This window comes from Bacillus sp. SRB_331, from assembly GCF_003264175.1.
GTDB classification, from domain to species: Bacteria; Bacillota; Bacilli; order Bacillales; family Bacillaceae_G; genus Bacillus_A; species Bacillus_A mycoides.
Window position 1 is genome coordinate 1 of sequence record NZ_NADV01000012.1, and the last position, 6,365, is coordinate 6,365.

General features: G+C 34.7%; 4 protein-coding genes and 2 pseudogenes. 2 read left to right on the top strand and 4 right to left on the bottom strand.

All coding sequences use genetic code 11. The annotated features are described in order from the left end of the window. Positions 1-2,366: 2,366 nt before the first annotated feature. The 3 genes and pseudogenes from B5P42_RS31990 to B5P42_RS12170 all read right to left on the bottom strand — a co-directional run. Entirely contained in the window at positions 2,367-2,531 is a 165-nt protein-coding gene (locus B5P42_RS31990; protein WP_181458793.1) for a hypothetical protein, read from the bottom strand. A 257-nt stretch (positions 2,532-2,788) separates the two neighbouring features. Beyond that, positions 2,789-3,496, bottom strand: coding sequence for an IS6 family transposase (locus B5P42_RS12165; RefSeq protein ID WP_113734277.1), 708 nt, complete (start codon positions 3,494-3,496; stop codon positions 2,789-2,791). Between the two features lie 74 nt (positions 3,497-3,570). Further along, positions 3,571-4,479: pseudogene (locus tag B5P42_RS12170) on the bottom strand (alcohol dehydrogenase catalytic domain-containing protein); the annotation flags it as partial. A 274-nt stretch (positions 4,480-4,753) separates the two neighbouring features. On the opposite strand from B5P42_RS12170, the gene B5P42_RS12175 reads away from it, so the two are divergent. Together B5P42_RS12175 and B5P42_RS32590 are read left to right on the top strand one after the other, a co-directional pair. Continuing rightward, on the top strand, positions 4,754-4,966 hold the full coding sequence (locus tag B5P42_RS12175; RefSeq protein WP_113734278.1) for an alpha/beta-type small acid-soluble spore protein: 213 nt from the start codon (positions 4,754-4,756) through the stop codon (positions 4,964-4,966). 295 nt (positions 4,967-5,261) lie between these two features. Beyond that, positions 5,262-5,510 (top strand): annotated as a pseudogene (locus B5P42_RS32590) (hypothetical protein); the annotation flags it as partial. Between the two features lie 32 nt (positions 5,511-5,542). Here B5P42_RS32590 and B5P42_RS12185 read toward each other — a convergent pair. After that, the coding region (locus B5P42_RS12185) for an SGNH/GDSL hydrolase family protein (protein WP_483295816.1) at positions 5,543-6,365 on the bottom strand (823 nt) is incomplete at its 5' end.

Sequence of the window (6,365 nt, forward strand, 5' to 3'; positions counted from 1 at the left end):
CAGTCAATCAGTTGTTGTTATCAAATTGATAACCCTCCTATTTCGTGTTTGCACACTTATGAGGAAACGTGTCGCGCAAATAGCGTTTTTATTAAATTGTTTTCACCCTTTAACTGGACAAGCATATGTTATTGTATGGGGATTATCCAATCATAGAAATCCACCTTTCTAATCTAAGAGTATGCTTATATGTGTACTCTTTTTTACTTACTATGAAATAACGATTTCAATCCGCTTTTGCTTGTCCATCTCTCATTCCCCTTTACGAATAATCTTTTTTATATCGTACATACTATCTGCAGGCCGACTTCCCACGGCTGCACTCTTTTAAAGCGGAGCTCGCTCCTCCGTATCGTTTTAGAGAATGGCAGGTAAATTAGTCAATTACCTGCCGTTTTTACGTATAATCGCAAAATTTTCTGTCTATACTGTTTAGAGAAAAAGTCTTATACTATTTGATGAGATCTCCAGCACAGATTATTTGTACGACCGTTCCGATAAAAGGAGCGGTCTTATTTATCTCCGCATTACTTTTCTATTCAAATAACGATTTTGTGTTAATTGAGCCATAGTCAGTCAAATTTAAAACACCGCAGTATTCACATGATATTCATTTGTTTTGAATAACCTAATATTATATAATTGTGAAGCACTCAAAAAAAATTGAGTTGTTATACCATCGCTCCCGGGAAACCGGGAGTTTTTATATATAATAAGGATTTTGTTAAAAACTTACATGCATATGTTTTTCGTTATATAATTAAGTTATCAATATATTAGGAGTGTTAAGTGTGTCAGAAACAATAATGATTTTGTTATACATCTGTTTCGGAATGAGTGCAGTTTTTAGCTTAATAAAGGAATTTCGAAAGCCACAGAGGAATCAGTTCTTGATTGTATTTGATTCTCTAATTTTGATAGGAGCTATATTTCTAATATCTAGTATCTTCATCTAAATTACATAACGAGAACCCCCGTAGGGATTGGAGCATCTAGTGAAAGCTAGCTGCTTTTTTATTAAATAACTATTTTGTTTAAATTTACCTTAATTCAAATCGAGTTTTCTTAACATTCAAATTAATAACTGTATAATATAATTAAACTATTTGTATGGGAGGTGTTTTCTATGAAATGGAAACCAAAATACAATCCAAAGTATCTCTTTTACAGCATGTATATTTATCTTTATAAAGTTATTGATGATATATCATGTTCCGTAAGATAATTTAGATTTGATAAGTAGTAAAATTAATCAGACTTCCCTACTTATTAAAAGTGTTTAGGTTTTATGAGATATCACTCATAAAGTCACTCCTTTCAAAGAGTACACATTTGCTGTGTGCTCTTTTCACATTGCTATAAAATAACGCTTTTGTTCAAATTTTAGATAGATGTTAATATTCTTCATAAAGGAGGTCTACTGATGAAAAGTTTATCGAAGAAAGTTTCTTTAATTGCTTTCATAGTAATTGTCCTTTTTATAATTTTATATTTTTGTGGTATGTCACTTTTATGGAACCAACCCTAAATTACATTTAACAAATAAGCCCTCCTGAATAAAACTCAATATTCCGTCAATATTGTATATGACATTAGATTTTCTTCTTGTTCCCCCTTGGAGATGAGCAGTTAGCTAATTGAGCTAGCTGCTTTGTTTTTCAACCATTTTTGTAGGAATACAATGTATATGCATAATTTCTGAAGTGAGATCTATACTATATTTAGGTCTTAACATCTAAAACCCTTATTTCAGCCTTAGACCTAATAAAGCGCTCCTCTCTCTTACTTGGGGCTAAGCAGTTAGCTTTTGCTAGCTGCTCTTTTGTTTTCACCATTTAAGCAGGGTTTGAGTATATTAAATTCTACCTTTCTTTATAACGTGAGCTGGCCACTTACGCTATTTTTACAAAGGGCACTAATGAAAGTGCCTTTTTTGCGTGGAAATATTTTATAAAATGAAATTTTTATTAGGTATTTGCACCTCAATGAATAACTCACATATATTATCATGTGTGCCACACTACTCTCTGAGGGCCCAACTTGCTGAGAGCACTACTTGAAGGTGCTCTTTTTAGTTTTTTCTGAATAAATCTCCAATTTCTGTCCATACTTTGAATACGCCAATCTGTAACAATTGATTTTCCTCCAAAATGGGGCAGTTAGCTTTTGCTGACTGTTCTTTTGTTTGAAATTAAAATAGCATTTTTGTTCCAAATGATGCCCTCATTCATTTGGACGTATTTACCAGTATTTTTACCAAAAAATTCATGATATGGTTAATTAGTCGAGTATGTCATTACTTGACGATTACCCTTAGGAGCCCCGCAGACAATCGGGGTTTCTTTTATTTAAATAAGGATTTTGTATTAATTCTGCTTAATATAATCCGATTTCGTTTCAATAAACGTGTTCGCATCAACTTCAATACTTACCATATCCACTTCACTATCAAATCCTACGACTCTACCCGAGAAACCTTTTAAAACCCCTTTAATAATTGTGGCTTGAATATTAACTGTTACTGTATTCATCTCTTTTCCTCGCTTTCTCTCAAATAACGATTTTGTTACGCTTTTGTAACCCCTATGGTTAAATACGTGTGTTAGAATTTATAAGAATTTGCAAATTCTCCTTTGCAAACCTATATAACTTTTGCCCTTGTGACCCCGCAATCCAAGGGCAGTTTTTAATAAAGAATAGGGATTTTATTTAAAGTTTACAAACCGGTTCTGGTGCAAAAATAAAATAAAAGAGAATAAAGCACATATATTCCTAACGGAATCGTATCTTATGCTGCAAGTCCAAACAATTGATGGATGAATTCTTTCTGATTTTGGACAGACTGGTCCCGTAAATCAAGCTGTTCTTTTTTAATCATATGCATAGCTTCTATTCCAGAAAGAATGGATGTAGCTGTGTCAAAACATTTGAACCCTAGAATCGAACGGATTCGCTTCTTTATAAAGCGATGATCTTGTTCTACTATGTTATTCAAGTACTTTTGTTGTCTAAGTTGCATACCGTCAGGTATGCTTTTCTCTTTTTTCAACTGTTCAATTGCTATAGGATAAGCCGGATTCTTATCGACTGTTATGACACGAGGCTGCGAAACATGAAAAGACCGCAAAGCTTTCTTGAAAAAGCGTTTTGCAGCCTTCTGATCTCTTGTTTTGCTTAGGCAAAAATCAATTGTATTACCTTTGGAATCTACCGCACGATAGAGATACATCCATTCCCCCTTTACTTTGATATACGTTTCATCGACTCGCCAAGAATCATTAGCCTTCTTGAGGTGACAGCGTATCCGCTTGTCCAATTCAGGACCGTACTGATGAACCCAGCGCATGATGGTCGTATGAGAGATAGATAGTCCTCGCTCTTCCATCATTTCTACAAGGTCACGAAAACTTAAATTGTACCGTAGGTACCATCTCACCATTAGCATAATAACCTCTGGTTGATAGTGTTTCCATTTGAATACACTTGGCTTAGACATACATCATCCACATCCTTTTTAGATTAGTAGTATTAGTATTTCCAAGTTTGATAATTTTTTTGCACCAGAACCTTATAGTTACCACCATAAACGCCGGTCATTTGAACCGTCCCATATTTTCTTACGGCTTTCGTGGCAATTTGAATAGGACCGAGGGTTCCACCTTGTAATTTTAATTTTTGTTCAAGAAATTCCAAAGGTGATTTCTTTCCATCCATGCCCACGCAATCAATGACTACATCGGCTCCACCATGCGTAATTTCCTTCAAATGTTCTCCCATATCAGGATATTTCGTAAACTCAAATACCTCCACATTGTTAATCTTTTTTGCATAATTTATCCGATAATCTAAGTAATCAACTGCAATTACACGCTTAGCTCCTTGCATCCAAGCGAATTTTTGCGTCATTAATCCAACAGGTCCACAACCAAGGACGATAACAGTATCACCTGACTTAACACCTGCGTTTATTACACTCCAATAGGCAGTTGGTAAAACATCGGATAAAAAAAGGAGGGACTCATCCTCAAGTTCGCAAGATTCCGGTATAACAAATGGAGTGAAATTTCCAAAAGGAACCTTTAAATACTCAGCTTGTCCGCCTGGGTGGTTACCAAATTTCTCTGTATAACCGAAGTATCCACCAGAATCATAATGAGGATTTGAGTTGTCACATTGACTTTCCATTTCATGTTGACAATAAAAACAATGCCCGCATGAAACATTAAAGGGGATAACAACACGATCTCCTTTTTTTACTTTAGTGACATCAGGACCTACTTCTTCAACAATTCCCATTGGTTCATGGCCAATAATATAACCTTGAGGTAAAGGCATGTTACCTTGATATAAATGTAAATCGGAACCGCAAATAGCGGTTGAAGTAATTTTTACAATAATATCATCCTTTTTTTCTAATCTTGCATCGTCAACTTGTTTAACCTGTACTTGATTTGGCCCTTGATAGGTTACCGCTTTCATAATCACATGTCTCCTCTTTTAAAATTTTCTCAAAACATACTTTATATTTATCTCTTGGTAATACAGCAATCATTTTTTAGTTATCAAAAGAGAATCAGGAAGTATACATAACATTGTTATGAAAGTGTTTATGGTGCCTTTTCTTCCCTATGTCTGCTAACCCTATTTTGAGAAGAAAATCAGCATTTATACATAATTGAATTTATTTTCCATAAAAAGGGATAATTATTTTCCATGATTCGTAGCATATTAAAAACATAGGAGGTGATACAATATGGCAAACAATACTAATGGAAGTCGTAATGAACTATTAGTTAGAGGAGCTGAGAGTGCAATTGATCAAATGAAATATGAGATTGCACAAGAGTTTGGTGTACAACTTGGTGCAGACACAACAGCTCGTGCAAACGGTTCTGTTGGTGGCGAAATCACAAAACGTTTAGTTGCAATGGCTGAACAACAACTTGGCGGTGGAGTTAATCGCTAAGTTCAATTAATAAATGAGTGTAAAATATAGCAGATATTAAGGTTCTGGTGCAAACCTCGAATGCTGTCAAAATATACACAAAAATATGAGAGTAATTACGAACGTTCAATCTTTACAAAGTATAAAAATACGGATTTTTATATTGATTTCCGAACAACTCATTCTCATGAGAATATAACATTCATGTTGGATTATCTACGTAATCATTTTTGCACCAGAACCAAAAATAAGCCCAAAGAATTAAATAATTCTTTGGGCTTATTTTTAAAGTTAGGAAGTTACATTCTTTCTTCCTATAAATAATCTCACAGAACAGGACCAGCGACATGTAAAGCGACAGACACTTTTCCAAATCCGCAGGATTTCTAAACATTCGTCATGCCTCACGTATAGTAAAAGGCATCGAAACCATTCATGCCCTGTATAAAAAAGACGGAGTCTTCAACCAAACTTCGCTTTTTCGACGTATAATGAATTACAGAAATTATTGATGACTGCAAAAAATTTGTCTTCCTCAACCATAGATCTTTTACATTTCAGTTAATTTTGCAAAAGAAGTTAATAAAATATATCTAATTATTGATTCACCGCTTTGGCTACAAGTGCTGCGTATGCTTCTGCACCTACTTTGGTTAAATGCACACCATCAGGTGCAAAGTAGTCTCCCTTTCCAGCACTTGCTGCATACCAATCTACTAGAGTTATATTCAGATATTCAGATGTTGTCGCTTTTAATCTCTCATTCACGATTGATTCCCACGGACGTGGTACCCTCGTATTAATAAATATCATTTTACGTTCATTCCCAATTAAATTTATTAATGATACAAGTTGCTCCGTAGTAAAGGCTCCATTTGTACCTAGCCCAATAATGACATAGTTTCCTAAATTCCCTTCATTCTTTAACTGTTCAACTATAGGAATCGCTTTTGACAGCTGGCGACCAATCTGTGCATCAATCCTAATATCAGGAAAAGTATTTTTTAAATATGGAGCAATATCAATCATAACGGAATCGCCTATCGCTGTAATGCTGGGAGAATTTTTAGGTTGCGCAGAATCTACTTCTTTTGATTCTTCTTGATTCTTAGGCGTCTCTTGAATTGGATTTTCCCAAACTGCAACTGGATGTTTCGCCGGTTGTGTTTGTACTGCTTCCACCTTATCTAGTTGCGGATTCTCCTTGGCCTTACTAACTTTTGATAACCCAAAGACGGCTATCGACGAAACGAATACTGCACAAATTAAAGCTAACTTAACACCTAAAGCGACATTTTGAAGTCTTAAATTCTTAAACTGAATATTTCGAAGCGCACCTTGTCGGATTGGTTTTTCAATATACTTCCATGAAATTTGCGCAATCATTATAATGAGAAGAAATTGAAGAATTGCTCTTATT